This is a genomic window from Sporosarcina sp. FSL K6-2383 (genome assembly GCF_038618305.1).
Taxonomy (GTDB): Bacteria; Bacillota; Bacilli; order Bacillales_A; family Planococcaceae; genus Sporosarcina.
On record NZ_CP152017.1, the window covers coordinates 1,881,127 to 1,902,095 of the forward strand.

Annotated in this window: 16 protein-coding genes and 1 pseudogene; 13 read left to right on the plus strand and 4 right to left on the minus strand. The window is 38.8% G+C overall.

Going from position 1 to position 20,969, the window contains the following annotated elements; all coding sequences use genetic code 11:
• Positions 1-363: 363 nt before the first annotated feature.
• The gene (locus MKZ10_RS09365; RefSeq protein WP_342504701.1) at positions 364-2,133 is read left to right on the plus strand and encodes a hypothetical protein; all 1,770 of its coding nucleotides are present in this window, start codon (positions 364-366) and stop codon (positions 2,131-2,133) included.
• A 5-nt stretch (positions 2,134-2,138) separates the two neighbouring features.
• Positions 2,139-3,053, plus strand: a complete 915-nt coding sequence (locus tag MKZ10_RS09370) for a hypothetical protein (RefSeq protein WP_342504702.1) — start codon at positions 2,139-2,141, stop codon at positions 3,051-3,053.
• A 519-nt stretch (positions 3,054-3,572) separates the two neighbouring features.
• Here MKZ10_RS09370 and MKZ10_RS09375 read toward each other — a convergent pair.
• Positions 3,573-3,778, minus strand: a pseudogene (locus tag MKZ10_RS09375) (IS30 family transposase); the annotation flags it as partial.
• 270 nt (positions 3,779-4,048) lie between these two features.
• On the opposite strand from MKZ10_RS09375, the gene MKZ10_RS09380 reads away from it, so the two are divergent.
• Entirely contained in the window at positions 4,049-7,531 is a 3,483-nt protein-coding gene (locus MKZ10_RS09380) for a right-handed parallel beta-helix repeat-containing protein (RefSeq protein WP_342504703.1), read from the plus strand.
• Positions 7,532-8,355: 824 nt separating this feature from the next.
• Here the strand turns inward: MKZ10_RS09380 and MKZ10_RS09385 are convergent.
• Positions 8,356-8,838 carry a DUF6155 family protein gene (locus tag MKZ10_RS09385; protein ID WP_342504704.1) on the minus strand — a complete coding sequence of 161 codons (483 nt, stop codon included), beginning with the start codon at positions 8,836-8,838 and terminating at the stop codon, positions 8,356-8,358.
• A 147-nt stretch (positions 8,839-8,985) separates the two neighbouring features.
• Here MKZ10_RS09385 and MKZ10_RS09390 point away from each other — a divergent pair, with 147 nt between their 5' ends.
• The 8 genes from MKZ10_RS09390 (at position 8,986) to MKZ10_RS09425 (ending at position 17,569) form a co-directional block, all read left to right on the plus strand.
• On the plus strand, positions 8,986-9,111 hold the full coding sequence (locus tag MKZ10_RS09390) for a hypothetical protein (RefSeq protein ID WP_342504705.1): 126 nt from the start codon (positions 8,986-8,988) through the stop codon (positions 9,109-9,111).
• Between the two features lie 363 nt (positions 9,112-9,474).
• The gene (locus MKZ10_RS09395) at positions 9,475-10,581 is read left to right on the plus strand and encodes an S-layer homology domain-containing protein (protein ID WP_342504706.1); all 1,107 of its coding nucleotides are present in this window, start codon (positions 9,475-9,477) and stop codon (positions 10,579-10,581) included.
• A gap of 206 nt (positions 10,582-10,787) precedes the next feature.
• Complete coding sequence (locus tag MKZ10_RS09400) at positions 10,788-12,056, plus strand: polysaccharide deacetylase family protein (RefSeq protein ID WP_342504707.1); 1,269 nt, start codon at positions 10,788-10,790, stop codon at positions 12,054-12,056.
• Between the two features lie 20 nt (positions 12,057-12,076).
• Positions 12,077-12,580 (plus strand): sigma-70 family RNA polymerase sigma factor, encoded by a 504-nt coding sequence (locus tag MKZ10_RS09405; protein ID WP_342504708.1) that lies wholly within the window; start codon positions 12,077-12,079, stop codon positions 12,578-12,580.
• A complete protein-coding gene (locus MKZ10_RS09410) occupies positions 12,577-13,650 on the plus strand; it encodes a S26 family signal peptidase (RefSeq protein ID WP_342504709.1) in 1,074 nt (357 codons plus the stop codon). Before MKZ10_RS09405 ends, MKZ10_RS09410 begins: the two co-directional genes overlap by 4 nt.
• A gap of 205 nt (positions 13,651-13,855) precedes the next feature.
• On the plus strand, positions 13,856-15,220 hold the full coding sequence (locus tag MKZ10_RS09415) for an S-layer homology domain-containing protein (RefSeq protein WP_342504710.1): 1,365 nt from the start codon (positions 13,856-13,858) through the stop codon (positions 15,218-15,220).
• A gap of 404 nt (positions 15,221-15,624) precedes the next feature.
• Positions 15,625-16,833, plus strand: coding sequence for an RtcB family protein (locus MKZ10_RS09420; protein WP_342504711.1), 1,209 nt, complete (start codon positions 15,625-15,627; stop codon positions 16,831-16,833).
• A gap of 7 nt (positions 16,834-16,840) precedes the next feature.
• Positions 16,841-17,569 carry a MerR family transcriptional regulator gene (locus MKZ10_RS09425; RefSeq protein WP_342504712.1) on the plus strand — a complete coding sequence of 243 codons (729 nt, stop codon included), beginning with the start codon at positions 16,841-16,843 and terminating at the stop codon, positions 17,567-17,569.
• A 34-nt stretch (positions 17,570-17,603) separates the two neighbouring features.
• On the opposite strand, the gene MKZ10_RS09430 is transcribed toward MKZ10_RS09425, so the two are convergent.
• Together MKZ10_RS09430 and MKZ10_RS09435 are read right to left on the minus strand one after the other, a co-directional pair.
• Complete coding sequence (locus tag MKZ10_RS09430; protein ID WP_342504713.1) at positions 17,604-18,305, minus strand: type II CAAX endopeptidase family protein; 702 nt, start codon at positions 18,303-18,305, stop codon at positions 17,604-17,606.
• A gap of 442 nt (positions 18,306-18,747) precedes the next feature.
• Positions 18,748-19,395 (minus strand): SDR family oxidoreductase, encoded by a 648-nt coding sequence (locus MKZ10_RS09435; protein ID WP_342504714.1) that lies wholly within the window; start codon positions 19,393-19,395, stop codon positions 18,748-18,750.
• Between the two features lie 249 nt (positions 19,396-19,644).
• On the opposite strand from MKZ10_RS09435, the gene MKZ10_RS09440 reads away from it, so the two are divergent.
• Both MKZ10_RS09440 and MKZ10_RS09445 read left to right on the plus strand, forming a co-directional pair.
• A complete protein-coding gene (locus MKZ10_RS09440) occupies positions 19,645-20,262 on the plus strand; it encodes a TetR/AcrR family transcriptional regulator (RefSeq protein WP_342504715.1) in 618 nt (205 codons plus the stop codon).
• Between the two features lie 12 nt (positions 20,263-20,274).
• The gene (locus MKZ10_RS09445; RefSeq protein WP_342504716.1) at positions 20,275-20,958 is read left to right on the plus strand and encodes an MBL fold metallo-hydrolase; all 684 of its coding nucleotides are present in this window, start codon (positions 20,275-20,277) and stop codon (positions 20,956-20,958) included.
• Positions 20,959-20,969: the final 11 nt, after the last annotated feature.

The window sequence follows — 20,969 nt, forward strand, 5'->3', positions numbered from 1 at the left end:
GGAAAATAACTAATGTATCAATTAGATTTGTTAGTTGTGAATATGCCTATTATCCAGCAGATGATAAAGATCTATTTTATTTTAGAATTGTTGTGGAAGAATATTAGGTAGTTTTACTTAAGTTGAAATTTATCGATTCATTTAATATAAATAAACTTACCCGATTTACCTTGGTATGCACTAGTTATTTTAATCACATTGAACAGTTTAAAGGATAATTTTACTTGAGAGTTAAGATATTAATATGCTTAATCTAAAAGTCAATTCTATGTATTGAATAAACAGAGGGGGTATTCTGTTTATTTATTTTTCTGTAAATTATTTGGTATATTGAGTAAATAATTTTAATAGGAGTTGAATTATATGTTATTTCAAACCTCTTTGAATAAACTTGTGAATATAGATCTTAACAGACTTCCTTTTTTTCGAAAATCGACAATATGTATGGAAATAATAATATATCAAGATAATAAATGTTCGAAATTCTTATTTATTGAATCTTTAAGCAAAAAAGAAATGTTATTAATGAGTCATTGTTTGAAAAATGATGAAATCACACCTGTGAATATTAACGAAATAAAAGGTGTTTATGAATATCTTTTATCGATAATTACAAAGTTAGATGAGGAAGATAAAGAGAAATTTTCGGATATTTGTCAGTTACTAAATTCTATTATGGATGATATTCCACCATTGGATAATGGAAACAAAATTATTAACAATGGCCCACTATATATATTAGTATCAAAAGATATTAATAATACTGAAAAATATTCTTTTGATCTAGAGTTCATAAAAGGAGAATTTATACAACCAGTAAAATTCCATTCATTTAATTATAGAAATAATGATGTGGAAGGAACTATTGAAATAAGTGAAGAAAATCTGCATTTATCCAAAATGAGATTGCTTCAAGAGTTTAAAATTTATATTAATGATTCATTCCAAAAAAATCATATTTCTACAAATATATTGTTAGAAATGAAAAAGAATAATAGTAACTATATATTTAAATATTCAAGTGCTATGTATTATTTAAAGACAGCAATCCAGCCCTTTATGGAATCAAGAATTAGAGAGCCACTAGAGTTGCTTAACTTTATTTTAGCTAAAAGCTCAATTGATTACAGTATCGAAGATTTTAAGGGAAGAAATCGAACTTTCCAATGTATAGTTCCCCTCAATAATTTGAAAGTCGCTAACAGTGTTGGACTTGGAAATGTTGAAATAGTTAATAAATCTTATATAACTGGAATAGATGATTTGATGATGCACGTGGAGAAACAAAATGTTATTTTTGATTCTTATGCTAAAGTTTTAGTTGAAGGTCTTAATTTTTGGGAAGCCACAAATTTAGCTATAAATCAAATTGAAAAAGCCATAGATTCAATTTATCATTTAAAAAATCATGATTCTTTATTCTTTGATAAACAAGTTGAAAATTTATCTTGGAATAGAAAAAACTATGGTCCTGTAGTAAGTTCAGATGAATTAATATTTATCCAAGATATTGTATCAAATGAATTTATGATAACCAGCCTTGATTTAATTAGACAACCAACGTTTTTGGACCTTGATAATCGGTTTGAAATATTATTAGAAAAATTGGAGTGGTACGAAAAACTTCTAATAATGGATATGGAAGAAGAATCAAAATCGAATGTTAAAACACTTTTTATCGCTTTAAGGTATTTAAGGAAAAGCTGGGACATTCCTAATTTGGAGGATAAACTAATATTTACTAGCATTGCGTTGGAGTTTTTACTTGAAGATGAAAAACCTCAGGAATTACTGGCGAGGACTTTTAGAAGACGTTTTGTTAATGAGGCAATGAAACAATTTAAAGAAATTTATTTAGAAGCGGATGCAGAACCAAAAGCTATTAAAGTAAAACAAATAATAGCAGGCTCTTTGTCAAATCCACCATTGATGGAAAACCTAAGACACTTGGTCGCAAGATTATTAATACCTTTGACTGAAGTAGATATTGAGTACATCGAAACTATTAGAAGTCAAAGAAATGACTTGGTTCATGGAAGATCAATCCCTGACATTGATTTAAAAAAGATAGAATATGTAAATACAATAATTGGTATTTTGTTATTTTTCAAGATGCAAGAAAGGGCGGAATAATAAAAATGAACGTACCAGAATGTGCATATAAGGTAGGGAAAATATTCAAAAAAACAATAGAAGGAAAACGCTATTTGGAATTGTTGGAAAAATTAAAAGAAGAGATTTCCGAAAATTCTTTAAGTGGTTTTATGAGTACTCTAAATAGAAATCAGATTTCAGGATTTGGTAATCATTTTTTTAGTGTTGTTAATTCTTATGAATTGATGAAAGAGAACTTAGACAATGAATACTGGGGGAGAGTGGCTAGAGAAATCCTTGACAGTAGAACCATGGAAGAGCTCGTTGTGCTTAGTAAAAATGTAGGTGAAAGTCTGGAAAAGTTAACTTTAGAGCTATTACAAAGTAAAATAGTGAAAACATTTGGAGATATAGATACCCCGCCTAAATTAAAAAGAATATTGCAAGACCTACAGGTGCAAATTCAAAGAACTGGTTTTATCGAATGGTGTATTTTGAATCAAAGCAACTTTCAAAATCATTTGAGCGTATATGAGAGTGAAAGAGGGAAATTACCATTTGATAAAAAAAATAAAGAACTCAGAAATAGATTGGCCTTAAACCAAGATGAAATAAACTTTTTGGAGAAACAAGAACTTTTGTTAAGCATGATGAGTTTTACTAAACAGCTTATATTTGATACACATATAGATAGCTTAAGCGATTTTAATATGGATTCAATTTATAGAATTCGTGTTAAAGATATTAAAGGATTGGGGCATGCTGTATTTAAAACAAACTCTTTCCGAGGGCAAGGAGAAAGTTTTATATTCAAGCTAATTGATTTAAATGAAGTGAAATTCGGAATTATTAATTCCACAAACACCTCTTTTAAGCAAGGTGATGAATATATCAATACAATAGTACAAGCAATTATTTTTCCAACTAATGACACGAACTTTTTCAGAGATAATAATTGAAAACAGATTAATTTATTACAGTAAAAAAATTAACTTTCAAGAAAATTAACTCAATGTTGGATAGAGCATCTTTATTGAATTCATCGGGTTGCATTCTGTTATAATTTTAAGTAATGAGGAATCAACAGTTTAAAAATGAGTAGCCGGAGAAGGAGGGTGTACTCTTCAAGTGAATCAATGGACTCATCAAATTTTAGCTAACGAAAATTTCCTGGGATAAGAGTTTAGTCGTTTTAAATGAAGAAAATGAAGTGGTCATATCTTGTTGACAGTTGGGAGAAAAAACTGAAAGGTATCCCTGCACATACAGAAGACACACACTCTCACTCACTCAGTAGTCATAACTGCTGTTTTAAGAAGCCACCAATCACCGTGTTTGAATGATGATTGGTGGCTTTTTTATGGGCCTAAATTGCAATATTAAGTTAGCCACTTAGATAAAATTCAGTGTATTTTGGGGCAGGGATGTGTACGCTCCCCTAATAAAGTTGTTTTGAATTTGAACTTGTTTCTAATACGTTAAGCTAATCTAGCTAATTTTTGTTCAAAAAGGACTGCGGGTTGTTGGTAGTCTAGAATCTTTCTTGGTAAATTATTTAGCGTTTGATAGCTTGCTTATAGTAATCAGAAATTGCTTTCCCCTTCGGGATATAGCGTCTTAGAAGACCGTTGTGTCTCTCGTTGGAGCCTCTTTCATATGGGGAATAAGGACGAGCGAAAAAGACATCCGTAACACCTTGTAAACCATCACTTTGGAGTCTCAAAGTGATGGTTTTGAAGTATTTAAAGAATGTCTATTTTAAGTACAAGAACATAGTGATTTGAAGGGTACCTTAAAATTTTGCTATCTACTCTTGTTCACAAGCAGTTCTTTACTCTATCCCTAGGCTTACTAGTATACTTAACTGATGATGGAACTCATTCGTATAATTGTGTTTAGAAAAATACAAAGTATAGAAATCAATTGAATTTACGATTAGAAAGCGGGAAGATACATGGCAATTATTCAAGTGTCTCAGCGTGAAGGATCCAACTACAAAGCCATTCAGGTTGCAGTAGAGGCAGCTCTACCAGGAGATACAGTGGAAGTTGATGAAGGTGTTTATGATGAACATGTAACAATCGATAAGCTGCTCGTTCTTCGAAGTTCAGAAGGTGAAGCGAGCTCAGCTCGTCTAACAGGAAGTGTTCGTATCGCGACAACGGAAGAAGTGCGTATCGAATCGATCAGTATTGGAGGAGGCACTGGTCCAGTGGACTATGGTTTACATATCGAATCAGGAGATGTAACGCTTCACCACTGTCTTTTCTCTGAGATTCAAGGAGTTGCAATGCGAGTTGATGCAGCTGCAAAAGTATCCGCAGAGCATTCGAACTTTCAAAAAAACATACAAGGGATTGAGGTAGTAGGGCGTTTGGCTTTGTTCGAATGCATAGTAGAAGACACGATCAAGTCTGCACAAATTAGTGTGTGCGCGGGAGGAGAAGTCGCGGTAACGAATTCCGGAATTTTAAGTGGGCAAGATGCTGGCCTTTGCTTGTATGAAACGAGTCGTGCAACAATCACCCAAAGTTCATTCATCGGAAATCGCGGGGTTCAACTTCGTTTGGAACAAGACAGTTCTATGCACGTAGAAAGTACGAATTTTTATTTTGGACATGTCCAAGGAATCTATTGTGATCAATCTAAGGGTGTCCTGAAAAATTGTGTCTTTAAAAACCAAAGTTTGGAGCATGTAGCATTTACGAATGGATCCCATATTAAAGTCGAGGCAAGTACGTTTGAAAATGGTGAGGCTGAAGGAATGAACGTCAGTGGTTCATCAGTTGAGCTATCCGACTCACAGTTTAAAAACCAAAAAGGAGACCAAATTTCCTGTCACGAACAAAGCAAACTCTCGATTACAAAAACTCAGATTCTTTCGGGTGAGTCTAGAGGAATTGTTTCCGAAAATTCCACGTGTACACTCATCGAATCTGAAGTGAAGTACAATCAGATGACGCAACTCTCAGCGTTTACTCAAAGCGTGTTCACGATTCTGGGTTGTGAAGTTGAGAGTGGAAACAATAAAGGAGTTTACGTGACAAGTAGTCAAGTGACTATTTCGGATTCTCTTATTAGCCATCATAGTGGTGTACATATTTTTGCTTCTGAACAATCGGAAGTAATTTTGTCGGCGACCGGAGTAAAGAGTGGGGATAGTGTAGGGATAGTTGTGAAAGAATCCAAGTTGACGGCAGCCAATTGCATCATCTTCGGTCATAAGGGATCCAACGTTTTACTCAGTGCTGCGGCTAAAGCAGAAATTACCGATTGTAGAATATCGGGTGGCGATAAAAACGGCATACTTGCAGGTCCTGAAGTAGTTATTTCAGTAGAACGGTCAATTTTGTTCAATCATAAAAGGCCACAAATAAGAGCAACGGAATCTGCAGAAGTCTTTATAACGGAATGTGAAATCTATGACGGTCAATCGTCAGGAATCGTCTTGAGTCAGGTGGAGCGTACTGAAGTGACGGGTACTCGAGTACATGGTCATCGTGATGATCAAATCATCTTGCAAGATTGTTCAGATGCTGTATTCACTGGGGTGCAAGTGATGAATGGGAAGAAGGCTGGACTGAGGCTCGAGCGTTCGGTTCCGGTTCTTAACGACTGTTCTTTTGAGAACAACGAAGCAGGAGATTTAGTCCGCTTTGATGACAGTGTTCCTTTGCTTACCGATACGGACTTGCAGGTTCCACCAATCACTAGTAAATTAGGCGGCAGTGCTGGACATTCCTCTACTGTAGATTCATCACCTACTGATCAGATGGATGTTTTCATGAGTGGTTTGAACGGGTTTATTGGACTGGAAGATGTGAAAGACAAAATCCAGGAGTTTAAAAACGTAAGCGACATTAATCAATTCAAATTAGAGCGTGGAATGAAAGCTAATCCGATGATAGCGCCTCATATGGTCTTTCAAGGTAATCCGGGTACTGGTAAAACGACAGTCGCTCGACTTATAGGAAAGATTTTTAAGGAACTAGGTTTATTAAAGACAGGCCACGTAACTGAAGTGAAGCGGGAAGATCTCGTTGGAACGCATGTTGGTGAATCAGAAGAACGAACGAAAGTAATTATTAAGGAAGCTATGGGTGGCGTCCTCTTTATAGACGAAGCGTATACGCTTGCAGCAGGGGGCAATTCTAGTAATGATTTCGGTAAAAAAGTAATTGAAACGTTGCTTCCTGCAATGGAAAATTCTCGAGGTGAATTCATTGTCATCGCGGCAGGCTATACCGAAGAAATGAACAGTTTCCTAGCGTCTAATCCGGGATTGAAAGATCGTTTTACTGAAAAGATTCACTTTCAAGACTATACACCAGATGAGTTGCTTCAAATCTTCTTAAGCGAGTGTGAAGGAAGCTATGTGCTTACTCCTGCTGCCAAACAAGCAGTTTATGAGGAGTTCGTGGAACGTTATCGTATGCGCGATGAAACATTTAGTAACGCTCGAATGGCACGTATACTATACGATCAAATCGGGCTTGCTCAGTCGATGAGAATTGCGAAACTTCCGCGTGAAGAGTGGACGGAAAAGGTATTGACGACGATTGAAGAACAAGACGTTGTAAAAGCGGTACAAGAGCGTGGAGTGAAGACGTACGAAGTTCCAATCGATGAAGTACTACTCGCCCATAAACGTGCAGAACTCCATCAGTTTATCGGCCTTGGTTCTGTGAAGGCTGAAATAGATAAAATGATTGAATTAATGAGATACTACAAACGAGAAAATCATTCTACAGAGAAATTGATGAACCACACGCTGTTGATTGGTAAACCAGGGACAGGTAAAACCGAGGTCGGTCGTGTGCTCGCTGGTATTTATCAAGCGCTTGGATTATTAGAACGAGGCGATCTGATTGAAGTAGATCGTAGCGATTTAGTCGGTAGTCATATTGGTGAAACGGAGAAGCTGACAGCCGGGCTGATTGAACGAGCGATGGGTAGTGCGTTATTTATTGATGAAGCGTACACACTTGCGAGTGGTGGAGAGAATGACTTCGGGAAAAAAGCAGTGGACGTGTTGCTGAAAAAAATGTCCGATCGACAAGGCGAGTTCCTAGTAATCGCCGCAGGGTACGAAAAAGAAATGAATCATTTCTTAGACAGCAACGCCGGACTCCGTCGACGTTTCGGACTAACGTTCCATTTTGAAGATTATACACCAAAGGAATTAATGGAGATTACCGACCTCTATAGTAAAGGGTACGGCATAACAGATGAAGCAAAGCGTGCATTAGTTCGTCACTATGAAGAGATTTATGCGCGTAGAGATAGTCATTTCGGAAATGCCGGTCTTGCTAAAAAAATAGCGAAAGAAATGACGCGTAAAGTCGATTATCGAATGGCTGTGGCGAGCAATAAACAAAATAGGCTTGCGCTCGAAAAAGAAATTACGAAGAATGATTTAGTTTTGTTGGAGAGTTGAATGATTTGTTGTTTTAACGTTATTAAAGAGGTTAAAAATAGGGACGATGTTGAGATGAGTGATGGGTCGACGTTTTATTTGAAGTAATAGTATAATGTGATTTTCATAAAAAGCAGGACTCGATGGTATCGGGAATCCTGCTTTTGCATGTTAGATTTTTTTGTGGTGCCTGGTTCATACTTAATTCAGAATTATATAGGAACATGTACCTTTTGAATTGGAGGATTATTTCCTTTAGTGTCAGGCATGGAAGTGACCACCGACCCTGTTTATGCAATTATTTCTGTAGAGTTGACGAGTCCATATGTCGAACCCTCTCATGCTAATGACAAATCTTCCGAAATGGATTTTCGAATTTTAACGGATAAAGGGGAATAAATCAACATCGAGATACAGTTGAAAGGAGATTATGCCAGGGTGCCTGTGTAACAAAGATTTCTGAATTAATTCTAACACAGGCACCCCGTAATAGTTTAAGGCCCTGGTATTCAGAAATGAATGCTGAGGTTTTTGGTGATGAGATAATAGATTAATGCTTTTGATTTATTAGTATAAACAGTCTAATTTGTTATAGGATAGAATTAAGAGCGTGTGTTCTTTTGGGGTGTGATGAACGATTACACTTTGCAATCAGAGGAATGACAATATAGAAGTGAATTTAGATAAATCGATTCAAATAAAAAGGAACGCATGTACGAATGACATGAGTTCCTTTTCTCCGATACTCAAACGCATGTACGAGTGACATGAGTTATACGTTTCTCTGCTATTATATTCATTATCACAAGAATACATACATTTTGTCAAGGAAGGCAGGTGAGTACTTATATGAATGAGTCTAAGACTACAGATTTAATTATTTGTTTTGATGAGAGCGGCAAACAAAGCAGCCCCCAACCGATTCCATCTGTATCTGTTACAATTTCCCTCAATCTTTCTTTGAAAATTTGGATAAACTCCTCTTCCTCATTGCAAATCGTAATGACCTTTTCATACATTGTTTCCATACTGGTATAAAAACGTTCATCAATATCACCGTACGTATTTGTAAACTCGACGCCTTGTTCGACGTAGTAAAGCATAAGCTCCGTTGTTAGTAAGAGATTGTTTGTTGTTTTTTTGAAATTGGAAATGGCCTCTTTCGCCTCACTCAAACGTAATTTACCATGTCCCTTAGCGGGAAAGAATTCATTTCCGACTTTAATTTTTGCTTCATTGAAAAGTTCAGTTACTGCTTGCTCCCCTAGAAATTGAACTGACAAATAAGACTGTACGTCCTTATTGATTTTGTAAAGATCCGCTACCAATTGAATGAGTTGTTTTTGATCGTAGTTTTTCAGCAGTTTTTTTCAATTCGGTTACTTTTAGCTTCATAAAAAGCACCTTCCTTTGATAATTTCTTAACTAACTAGGATATATATAACAGTATACATCAAGTAAATCGAGGGATTGATATGAAAGATGAAATGGAGAAACTGAGGCAAGAAAATCACTACTTGAAACAATTACTAGTGAAGAACTTGACGGTGGATACGGTTGTAAAGCAGGCGAAGTTGCTGGCTGGTGGGATGGAGATATAAGAATAGTTTGTGGCCCTATTGTTCTCAACTAAATTGTATAGCTGAACCTTGTTCTTCTGGCAGTGGGAAGAAGTATAAAAAGTGTTGTAGGAAGGGCTGAGGATGGATAGGACCTATTGATAGATGACTTATCCAATAATTCCAGTTGCCTATATAAATGAGAGACAGGATATAAATTGCTTTAATATATTAATGACAGGCACCCTTAATTTCAAGTACCCTCTTCTTTACGTGCAGTCGCCCGCTTCAGCATACAATCTCCCATTCCCCAAAACTTATAAAAAAACTTTTGAAACTTTTCCTGAAAAACTACGTCTGTAGGTTGTTTGCATGACAATGGAAGTTGAAATAGGAGGAAGTCAAATGAAGGGGTACAAAATGTTTATCGCAACCATAGCGGCAGCTATTGCTGTTCCTGTCATCGTTTTACCAATGCAGGCAGAAGCGGCAGTGAAGAGTCCTTTTAAGGACGTGTCCAAGAACAGCCCATATTATGAAATCATCCATGAAATGCGGGACCAGCATATTATCAGTGGTTACGAAAACGGGGAATTCAGGCCGACTGAAGTTATCACACGAAAACATGCGTCAGCCCTCGTCAACCGTGCTGTCACATTGCCAGCAACAAAGCCGTTCGTTCCGTTCAAGGACGTATCCACGAAGAATGCCTTCTTCAATGACGTGAAGAAATTGCAGCAGGCTGGGCTTTTTGAGCCGGATTCGAAAGGCAACTTCACTCCGAATAAACCAATCAGCCGTGCGGAGATGGCAAAGTTGCTGGCCGTGGCTTTTGATTTGAAAGTGAAAGTGGATTTGGATTTCATGGACGTGCCAAAAGACCATCCTGCGAGCAAATACATCAGGGCACTTTATTCTAATGGCATTACAACAGGTGATTGGGGGTTCTACAATCCCGATAAACCCGTTACAAGAGTGCATTATGCCGTATTTCTATATCGGTTGGTGCATATGAATGATCCGATTGATCCTGCGGCACCGGCGCAGCGGATTCGGGGACAGTTTGCGAGCATTTCTGCACAGGAGTTGGAGAGGGATTCCAGTACGATGGCCAATACGATGCTGCGAATGCTTCGGCAAAAGGTAACAGATAATCCATCCGATTATCTCATTACGGACGTGTTATATGGTGACTGGGCGGAAGTGAATAGTTATCCGGCAGGCCATTCACTCGGGCAAATGGCTAAGGAAAACATCCTTTATTTGAAACGTTTTGTGGAGAAGGATCCGAAGTTAGAGGCGATTTTGGATAAATGGCTGCAAGAGGACTTCTCGCAAGTGAAAGATGACTATTTTTATTTGAGACTTGAAGGAGACCAGGATTACGGGAATTGTATTGTTTGCGAAGACCATTCATCCATTCATATACGGACCAAAAAAGCGGAAGAACATTTTGTACGTACACTTTACGGAGAAGAAGGGTTGCAACGGCATAAGGAGCAATGGAACTAAGCCTTACGAATCTTATTATCTATAACAAATGAGCATCTGGTCAACATAGGGGGGTGTCCAGAAAGTCAGTGGAAATTGGCTTTCTAGGCGACCCCGTATTATGGATATGTCGGCGTACCTTCAAAAAGAAACTTTTTAAAAATCTTTGAAACTTTTTCCGGAAATCTCCGTCTGTAGGTTACTTAATTGACTGTGGGGGAAAATGTATGAAGAAGATTTCTAGAAAAACACCATTACTTGTGTGCTTGATTGTATTTATAATAAGTGTTGGTGCGATATGGATTTTAGTTGAATCGCAAGGAAGGGTGTTCGCGCAGGAAAGGGATCAGTTTGTCACGAAGCGGGTATTTGAGCGGGTGTTGACATTGCAGGAGCGTCAGCCGATTTATATGAAAGGGGAGGCCTTGACGCAGATTGGCGAGTTGAAGGCGAATCAGCCTGTTGCAATCACAGGTGAGGATGAGGCGTATTATGAGCTTCGATTGGGAAATATGACTGCTTTTGTTCGTAAGGGGCAGGCGACGGTTGAAAAAAAGAAGCTTTTGACAGTTTTACATACGGAGCGGTCTGCTGCGATTCATACGCTTCAAAAGACCGCGGTTTACGAGTATGCTGACTTGCAGAGCAGCGTTATACTAGAGATGGAAGAAGGCTATCGTTATCCGGTCATAGGGGAGGAAGAGGATTGGTATATCCTCGCAATAGGAGAGCGGCCGGGATATGTTGCTAAGCAGTCCGTTGCTTTGGACGAAGGCCTTCCTGTGCTTGTCTACCATCAAGTTTTGCCACGCGAGTTGATGAGAACGATGGCAAGTACGATTTCCTTGGAAACGTTTGAGCAGCAGATGGGGTACTTGGCGGATCATCATTTCGAGACGCTGACGGCATATCAGTTGTATGATTATTTGGAAGGGCGCCTTGTTGTCCCGAGCAAAGCAGTGCTCATTACATTCGATGATGGGTTATTATCGACGAAGGAATATGCCTATCCCATTTTAAAGCAATACGGGTTTACTGCGCTTCAGCACATTATTTCCTCACGTACGGATCGGGCACAGGGAGCGCAGCTGTTTGATGTGGAAGGTCCGTTGCAGTTTTTTACCGCTACGGATTTAGAAGAGCTGGCGGATGTTTTCCAGTTCGAAGCACATACATATGAATTGCATTCACTTGATGAGGATTTGGGTGTTGGGGTTGCGTTAGATCATTCAAAAGAAAAGATTCTTTTAGATTTACAGCAGAATATCCAGCAAGTACCGGCAGCCGTTTCATTAGCCTATCCGTTTGGGCATTATCATGAGGATTTCATCGCGGCGGCTAAAGAGGCAGGGTTGTTGATCGGTTTTACTACGACCGAAGGGTATGCCAATCGAAAGACATCCAATTATGAAGTACGCCGATATGGAATAACAGAGAAAAAGTCGTTTGAGCAATTTGTTACGTATATGGAGGGGAACATGACGTGGCCATCATAGAGGGGGGCGAGGGTTCGTAAATGAGTACTATCGATCAAATAATCGATGAGCATTCGCGTTATTTAGTGCGCATCGCTTATTTATATGTGAAGAATTGGTCGACTGCAGAGGATATTGTACAGGAAGTATTTGTTACGTATTTTCAAAAGAGTGACCAGTTCCGCAATGAGGCGTCATTGAAGACCTATTTAACGAAAATGACAGCCAATCGTGCAAAAGATTATTTGCGCTCGTGGAAGCATAAAAAAGATGTGCTGTTCGATACCATCTTTGCTTCGACAAGAGGCGCAGAAGAAGTCGTGTTGGAGCAAGAACGGCTGGCCACACTTGAAAAAAATCTTTTCCAGCTTCCATTAAAATACCGTGAACCATTACTATTATTTTATTATGACGAGCAATCGATAGCGGAAATAGCAAGCTATCTGCAGCTGAATGAAAATACCGTGAAAACACGGTTGCGAAGGGCAAAGCAGCAGCTAAAGGAATTTTTTGAGGAAGAGGACGGGGAGGGAGTGAGCAATTGAGCGATTTCAAACGTAAGCTCGATCAAATGATGGGTGATACATCGAAGCAGGAAAGGCGGATAAAGCAGCGTGTGCATGAACGTTTACAGAAACCGGCTAAAACGTTTTCTTGGCAAGTGCTGTTTGTCTCGGCGGCGCTTCCTATAGTAGCACTGTTTCTTATTCTCACAATTGACCCTACGAATTATCTTTCTTCAGATAAGGGGCCTGGCATTCCATATGATCCGCTGGATGATTTGGCGCAAATCTCTGCACTGCAGAAGAAGCAGCAACTGTCAGCCGTTGATTATGAGGAATTTGCGACACTTCCGCATTTTGAAGAAGTCGATGGTCTGTATTATGTGGATAAAGAAACGTTTTCACTACAAGGGAGTTCGGAAACAATGCACACGGTCATTGAGCGTAAAGTGAATTTATTCGATGAGGTTGTCTATGAGGCGGGCGATATTGTACGCACGATGACTAATACGACAAGCCATTTACCGACCTATATGGATGTCTATTATGAGGTAATTGCGGTCCCGGGGGATCGTGTCGTGCTGAAAAACGGCAAGATGGAGATAAACGGAAAACCGTTACCATCTGACATTATGGATCGTTATGAAAAACAGGGAATCACGATTGCAGGGGGGTACGACCAGCTGTTGAATGCACGGGAATATTTTTTATTGAACCATTTCCCTGCAAGTAAAACGGTGCAGGGGGCAACGATTACGCCTGTGCATAAAATTTATGGGCAAGTTGTAGGCGTAGCAACGGTAGAGCGCACCCATTCGATTTATATGGATTATTTATCTGGACAGCTGACGGGTGACTATACACCGGAGCAATATTTTGATTTGTATTTATATGACGATCTGTTGGGCTTCGGCAATTTGCCGAAAACGCCTGGGTTTACAGAAATTAGCCGGTTGGGTGAACTGTTTGTAGAGGCATCTTATCGAAAAACGACTCCTGTTTCTGACAATGAGGTTGAAATCCGCTACCAATATGGGCGAGAAGGGGTAGTAGATCGGGTATTTACGATGAAGCGGGATGCGGGCTCAGATCGTTGGGTGATAGCAGAATAGCGAAGGGGATGGGAACCCCGACGTAATTTTTGAAAACCAGATTGGTAGTTGTCCAGAAGAAGTAGCCGTCAACCAACCGCTTACGATATAGGGACATCAACCTGGTTTTTCATTCACTAAATTTTGGGTGCTGATTCCAATATAATTTCGAGTTTTATTAGAATTTGGTCCCATTTTTAATCACTATAAGAGGGAGTATGAAAAAATGAAAAGAATTATGGCTACAACACTAGGTACATTATTACTTACTGCCACTATGATTCCTAGCATGCAGGTCGAGGCAAAAGAGCGGTTTACGGACTTAGAAGGAATCGGAGCAAAGAATGATATTATGTATTTGTATGAAAAAAATATCATCGGTGGCTTTGAGGATGGGACATTCAAGCCGAATCAGCCAATTACACGAGCGCAAGTATCATCGATGTTAGTGAAGGCATTGGATTATGAATTGATTGACAATCCAACAGTTAACTTCAAAGACGTGACGAATAAATCTGGTTATTATAAAGTTATGGCAACGGTTAGTGAAAAGGGTATTCTACGTGGGGACAATGGCTATATGCGTCCGAACGAACCAACAACAAGGGGGCAAATGGCTGCAGTTTTAAGGAGGGCGTTTGATTTACCGCTAGAAAAACAGGCAACCTTTGTAGATGTATCGCCTTTAAATGGGTTCTCCTCAGATATCAATAGCATTGCGAAGAATAGAATTACAGGTGGCTATCCAGATGGTACATACAAGCCTGCGGATTCAGTAACACGAGCGCAATTTTCTTCGTTCCTCGTTAGAGCGCTTGATGATAAGATGAAAGTAAGTTCTTATAAATCCTACGTTGGTCAAAAAGGAACTGAAATAGAGCAAAATGGATGGTTGTACACGATTAAAGGTTCTAAACTTGTTAAAATCAACCAAAAGACAAAAGAAGAGGTTGTAATGCTTTCCAAAACGAACTTCTCTTATATTGATGCTCTCTATCAGGTGAGACTTCAAGATGGGTTCCCGATTGTCTTATACAACAATGAGTTGTTCATTCCATATTGGAGCAGTGTTGGTGAGGCAACTGATCTCCCTCTATCATACGGCCTGATGAAGACTTCGACAAATGAAGGAAAATACGAAGAGATTGACTTGCAGGGACGTAAGTTTAATTCTGGTGCTAATCGAAATGTGTATGTATGGAACGATAGAATTTACTATACAGTTGAGCAAAAATCAACTGATTTAAACCAGATTTTCGATGAAACAGTCAATATTGATGAGCCGCTGGACTTTTATTCAGTTAAGTTGAATGGAAGCGACCCGAAATTAGAAGCTACAATCAATACACGTGTTATCTTTGAAGATGTTGGCGGATACATAAAAAAGCCAACCATCAGCCAAGACAATAAATCTGTTAAATACGACCATTCTGCAATGTACTACTTCAATAAAAAGGGTGTCTTTAAATATGATTTGATTAATGGCAAATCGACAAGGCTAACAAGCGTTCAAGCGAAAGATATGACAGTAACAGACACTGGAATTGACATTGTGGATGTGAAAGGTAAAAAGCATACGTTGAAAAAGTAATGAAAGGTATCCTTCGGGATGCTTTTTTTGTGGAAATGAAAACCCCTTGTCATGCGAATGTAGGGTTCAAAGACAATTTCGAACATGGTCTACGTAGATGTTGAAAGGATTCATTAAAAAAGTGAACTTGCTTTTCTTGGTTAGAATATTGTGAATCCGTAGTGTTCATATCCAAGCCCCCTTTCAGTCGTCCATGCCGAATCTCTATAATTGATTACAAAAAAAGAACGCATACACGAATGAAATGAGTTATAAGTTTCTCTGTTATTATATTCATAATCATAAGAATACGCATATTTTGTCTAGAAGAACAGGTGTATATAGTCTAAATCTGTTATATACTTGAATTATAGAGAATTTAAGTAAAGGGAGCTTAGTGCTCAAATGAATGGAGGAATGCTTTCATGCAAACAATCATTTTTGGAGAACACGAAGACAATACACTACGTCAGTTTCAAAATTGCTTGGAAACTGGAAATGTTATCGGTGGCGTGTTGTGTGCGGATGGACATTATGGCTATAGTCAGCCAGTAGGCGGAGTTGTTGTATATGATGGACAAATATCTCCATCTGGCGTCGGTTATGACATTGCTTGTGGCAATAAGGCTGTTAGAACGAATATTAAGTACGAAGAGATTAAAAATATTCTTCCGAGTGTGATGGATGAAATTGCGGGAAAAATTTCTTTCGGTATTGGTCGAAAGAACAAGAAACCGGTAGACCATGAGTTGTTTGATGATCCGGACTGGAATGTTTTTAGTCAGATTGGTAAACATGAACATGATACTCTAAAAAAGTTGGCCATCGATCAGTTAGGGACAGTCGGTTCTGGTAACCACTATGTCGATCTTCTCGTCGAAGAACAGACAGGTGATTTATGGATCGCCAACCATTTCGGCAGTAGGGGATTTGGCCATAAGACAGCGAGTGGGTTTTTAAACTTAGCTAATGATCGTGGGTTTTCAGACCGTGCCCCCGGTGAATCAATGGAGCAAGCTCCTACATTGATTGATTTGGATAGTGAGCTAGGCGATATGTATTATCGAGCGATGACGTTGGCCGGAAAATATGCGTATGCAGGAAGGGATTATGTCATCGACCAAGTACTTCATACGCTGCGAGCTAAAGCGTTATTTGAAGTGCATAATCACCATAATTATGCATGGAAAGAGACGCACCAAGGGAAAGAAACTGTCGTTGTTCGGAAGGGGGCAACGCCTTCTGCGCCGGGACAGTTAGGTTTTATCGGAGGCAGTATGGGAGATATTTCGGTAATCGTGCAAGGGAAAGATTGTGAAGACAATGAACAAGCATTTTACAGTACGGTTCATGGTGCAGGTCGGATTATGAGTCGTACGCGGGCAGCTGGGAAGATGAATTGGAAAAAGCGTACTCGCTCTGGCGGGGCAATATCCCAGCAGCAAATGGATGATGCAGTGAAAGAATATGGCGTCATGCTACGCGGGGGAGGAACGGACGAAAGTCCATTTGTGTATCGAAAACTACAAACTGTACTGGATGCACATCAAGATACGATTGATATTCTACATGTCCTTAAACCAGTTGGTGTTTGTATGGCAGGTGCTAATGAGCTTGATCCGTATAAAGACTAGGGGGTATATGATGACCTATTTATCAACAGGAGAATTGTCGAAACGTTTAAAAGTGTCCGTCAGAACGCTAAGGTATTATGATCAGATTGGTCTTGTCCAACCTTCCAAGAAAGGGGAGGGAGGCAAGCGGTTTTATTCGCCGGAAGATATTTTAGCACTAGAAAAAATTCTACTTTTGAAATCACTGTCACTCTCCCTTGAAGACAGTAAAAAAATCGTAACGGAAAAATCGATTACATCCATCTTATTGGTACATAAATCTTTATTGGAAGAACAAGTAGACAGCATACAAAAATCGATTCAACATACAACTTCCTTATTAAATATTTTGAAATTGGAAGGAACCATCAATTGGGAAGACCTGCTCTCTTTAGTTGTCCATCAAGAACATGAACGTGATTGGCAACAATATTTTACGGAAGATGAAAAACAACTATTGAGAGAGCAACTACCCAAACTTGAAAATGACGATTCAACCACAAAAAAGTGGGTGAATATAATGAAACGAATTGAAATGTGTATGGATAGGGAGGTGTCTCCACAATCGGTAGACATGCAGCTCATTATGGAGGATATTACTATCCTGTCAGAAGAAACATTTCAGGGAGATCAGCAACTGATGGATAAGTTCTGGGAAGTTAGAAAATCTGAAAAAGCATCAGCGGATTTAAGGCTCTATCCAATTAAACCCGCCATCATCGAATATATCGAGCAGGCTCTCCAAGTCGAAAAATGAGTAAACACCGCTTGCGATTGCAAGTGGTGTTTATTCATGAAAAGGCAGTGAGTATAAGAGCAATTCCATTAAAGGTGCCATGAATAATCATGCCTGGAATCACAGAACCCGTCTTTTCATAGGTCCAAGAAAAGACTAATCCAGATACAAAGGTGACTGGCAAGACGTTATATGTTGGAAGATGAACAATCATGAAAATAAAAGAACTAACGAGCATTCCAGCAGCAATACCAAGTTTACTTCTCAACAGTCTATAAAGAAACCCTCGATAAAATATCTCTTCGTATATAGGTGAAATGATACATGCTGACACAAAAGCAATCAGGAAAGTTAAAGGTGTCATGTGAGATTGGATACTCTCTGTTTTACTATTCTCCACGCCTATCCCCATTAGTTCCATGACTAAGACTAACAAAATACTAACGACAATTTTAATAATTGTCCATCCAGCAATCGGCCCCCAATAATTCAAAGGGAAACGATTTAGTCCCACATCATGCCAGGAGAGTCGTTTAGGCTTTAACGCAATAAAATAAAGCCCCGACATAAAAATGATAGACATGATAAAACCAACTAAAGTTCCGGCATACAGGTCATTTTGAAATGCCTCCGACAAGTAATTCATCAATAAATACTCAACGAAAAAAGGTACTAAAACTAACACAAGAATCAGAAGCTGAATAAATTCCTTCCACGACCAGGGTGACTGAGTGAAAAATGATTTTTGATTGTTCAATTCGATTCCTCCAAATACTTAGTGGTATGTATTTAGATTAAATGGTGACGTAGCGTAACCTGCAAGTATTTTTGAAGAAATGATAGAAATGAATTGATTGAACATATGGGTGGGGACATTTGATAACAAAGGCAGATTAGTTCCAATGAGTGACTTTGATTGAATGAGAGAGGCGGATTTTTTGCAGCAAGAGCTATTTCAGCAGATTATAAAAGAAAGGACGGAAAATAACCGACCAACTGGCCAAAGTATATCTAAAGGATGGGGAGGAAAAGTGGGTGTTGGTTCATGTGGAAGTACAAAGTGACAACGAACCAGACTTTGCGAAACGATATGTATTTAAAATGAAGTTGATGGGGGAAATTATTAAAAGTGAACGCCATTCCCAATTAATTTGAGGTTCTAGCGCACTATCGAATTGTGTTAGAACCTCACGGCTTACTTATAGATTCTTCAATACGTCTGGAATGGCTGTTTCACCGGTGACAAGATCAAATGAACGTTTATAGGTGTTTTTCTCATTTAGTGCTGCAACTAGTGTTTTTGCGACATCTTCACGTGAAATAGATCCCCGTTGTAAATTCTCTCCCGCAGAAACCTTTCCAGTTCCGGCTTCATTTACTAAGCCACCGGGACGAACAATTGTGTAGTTTAATTTACTACCAACAAGTGCTCTGTCTGCAAAATGTTTTGCAACCATATAGGGTTTGATTGGACTGGTTGCCCAGCTTTCCCTGTTTTGTGCCTGAATTGCACTTACCATCACATACCGATTTGCACCGACCTTTTCCGCAGCTTCCATCGATTTTACTGCCCCATCCAAATCAACTAATAACGTTTTATCTGGACCTGTATGACCACCCGAACCAGCCGTGAAAATAACAGCGTCACAGCCTTGTGCAGCATTGGCAATTTCATCGACAGAACCTTCCAAATTAGCTACAATCGCTTCTATCCCTTTTTCTTGAAGAACGGCAACTTGAGCCTCATCTCGCACCATTGCTCGCACAGTATGTTCATTGCTTTCTTGCAGTAGTTTGACAACATGTTTACCAATCTGTCCATTTGCCCCGATTAACAATACTTTCATCAGCCATGACTTCCTTTCTTTGTATCATTTCCATTCTATTGTTTCAAAAGGGGTGTCGCTTAGCAAGCAGCATGCTTGAAAAGACTTTATTTCATAATTTCCATTCATTACAAGATTGATATCGTTAATTTAATCATCTTTTTTTGCAGAGTACATCTTCTACTTATGAGCTGCTCTTTTTTTGACATCAAACTAACCACTGGTTATAATATAACCAGTGGTTAGTTTGGTGGAAAGAGGTCATATAATATGAAAAGTAGACAGGAGCAACGTTCAGAGGAAACCCAAAAGTTGATTTTGGAATCTGCTGCAAATTTATTTGCGAAAAAAGGATATGATGCCGTAACGATTCGGGAAATTGCAAAGAATGCGGGCTGTTCACATACAGCGATTTATCTATATTTTAGGGATAAGGAAACATTACTTCACCAGTTGTCTTTGCCACCATTGCATCAGTTACATCAAAAATTACAGGCTATCTCAAAGTTGGATTCATTATCACCCGAAAGCAAGCTAAAAGAAATAAGTTTAGAATACATGTCCTTTTGTTTGAAGAACCGCAGTATGTATGATGTTTTTTTCAATGCTAAATCATCGAGAGTGGATGAAAAGCCTGAATTAGAGGTCAATCAGCTTCGAATAGAAATATTTAATCTATTGAAATCTATCATTCAAGAAAATCTCTCTATTTCGAATGAGGAACAACTTTTGGCATTTTCTCGAATTTATTATTACCAATTGAATGGAGTATTGAGTACCTATTCTTATCAGCATGAACCGCATGATTTACTAATGGAACGATTGAGACCAACATTTAATCTAGCAATAGAAATTTTACTTTTAGGTTTCCAAGAAAAATTAAAGTAAGGGGGTATGACGATGCAGGTGAAAAAGATTTCTGAGCATATATGGTGTCTGAAAACTTGGATGATCATTCCTATTCATGTATGGGTCGTAAAGGATGGGGAAGGGATTACATTAGTAGATGCAGGAATGCCAATGATGACAAACCGCATCATTCAATTTATGGAACGATTAAATGCCGGTCCTTTATTGAGAATACTTTTAACACATGGACATTCTGATCATGTCGGGGCAGTAAAGGGAATTTTGAAAAAGTATAAAGTTCCGGTGTATGCTCATCAAATTGAAATCCCTTATATGGAGGGCGAAGTCGTTTACCCAAAACGTAAAAAGTTGGAAACCAATTTACCAAAGACATTAACCAACCCCCTTTTAGAAGATGGCTTAGGGAATTTAAAGAAAATCGGGGGACTTACCCCTTATTTCACACCAGGGCATTCTCCAGGTCACGTCGCCTATTACCATGAACAAGACCAAGTATTATTAGCTGGAGATCTGTTTACATCTAAAAAGGGGAAGCTCAAGCAACCTATGCCTGCGTTCACAGCAGATATGAAACAAGCTGTAGCAAGTGCTAGTATAATAAGCCAATTAAAACCAAAGCGGCTAGAAGTGTGTCATGGAAATACAGTGTTTCAACCTTCCGATCAACTAGAGGAATACATGAAGATTATGGAGAGAATGCTAGAAGGTCAATAGGGATATTGATA

Coding starts and splice junctions, on each gene's coding strand:
- MKZ10_RS09445 (WP_342504716.1), top strand. CDS start 20,275: ATGCAGGTGAAAAAGATTTCTGAGCATATATGGTGTCTGAAAACTTGG.
- MKZ10_RS09405 (WP_342504708.1), top strand. CDS start 12,077: ATGAGTACTATCGATCAAATAATCGATGAGCATTCGCGTTATTTAGTG.
- MKZ10_RS09425 (WP_342504712.1), top strand. CDS start 16,841: ATGATGACCTATTTATCAACAGGAGAATTGTCGAAACGTTTAAAAGTG.
- MKZ10_RS09395 (WP_342504706.1), top strand. CDS start 9,475: ATGAAGGGGTACAAAATGTTTATCGCAACCATAGCGGCAGCTATTGCT.
- MKZ10_RS09380 (WP_342504703.1), top strand. CDS start 4,049: ATGGCAATTATTCAAGTGTCTCAGCGTGAAGGATCCAACTACAAAGCC.
- MKZ10_RS09415 (WP_342504710.1), top strand. CDS start 13,856: ATGAAAAGAATTATGGCTACAACACTAGGTACATTATTACTTACTGCC.
- MKZ10_RS09420 (WP_342504711.1), top strand. CDS start 15,625: ATGCAAACAATCATTTTTGGAGAACACGAAGACAATACACTACGTCAG.
- MKZ10_RS09370 (WP_342504702.1), top strand. CDS start 2,139: ATGAACGTACCAGAATGTGCATATAAGGTAGGGAAAATATTCAAAAAA.
- MKZ10_RS09400 (WP_342504707.1), top strand. CDS start 10,788: ATGAAGAAGATTTCTAGAAAAACACCATTACTTGTGTGCTTGATTGTA.
- MKZ10_RS09435 (WP_342504714.1), bottom strand. CDS start 19,395: ATGAAAGTATTGTTAATCGGGGCAAATGGACAGATTGGTAAACATGTT.
- MKZ10_RS09440 (WP_342504715.1), top strand. CDS start 19,645: ATGAAAAGTAGACAGGAGCAACGTTCAGAGGAAACCCAAAAGTTGATT.
- MKZ10_RS09365 (WP_342504701.1), top strand. CDS start 364: ATGTTATTTCAAACCTCTTTGAATAAACTTGTGAATATAGATCTTAAC.
- MKZ10_RS09390 (WP_342504705.1), top strand. CDS start 8,986: ATGAAAGATGAAATGGAGAAACTGAGGCAAGAAAATCACTACTTGAAA.